The organism is Paraburkholderia sp. SIMBA_027, assembly GCF_046535315.1.
Taxonomy (GTDB): Bacteria; Pseudomonadota; Gammaproteobacteria; order Burkholderiales; family Burkholderiaceae; genus Paraburkholderia; species Paraburkholderia tropica.
The window spans coordinates 1-236 of record NZ_JAWRWY010001603.1 but is presented as its reverse complement, the minus strand read 5'-3'; the positions used below and the strand labels follow the sequence as shown (position 1 = coordinate 236).

Genomic DNA, 236 nt, shown 5'->3' with positions numbered 1-236 from the left:
GTGTAGACGCGGGTGCAAACACCACGCTTCTGCGGGTTTTCCTGCAGAGCAGGAACCTTGTTACGCTTTACGTTCGGCTGGCGCGGCTTGCGGATCAGCTGGTTTACGGTAGGCATTCAACCATCCCTTACGTTTAACTGTACCCTTTCGGGCGTAAAATCACGCCGTCTCCGGCAAGATCACACGCTTGTCTCAATGCGCAAAACGTGGCCCGAGCCGCTTTCGCGGATGGACCA

At 56.4% G+C, this 236-nt stretch carries 1 pseudogene; it reads right to left on the bottom strand.

From position 1 onward, the window contains the following. Positions 1-116, bottom strand: a pseudogene (rpsL, locus tag SB764_RS44590) (30S ribosomal protein S12); the annotation flags it as partial. Between the last annotated feature and the right edge of the window lie 120 nt (positions 117-236).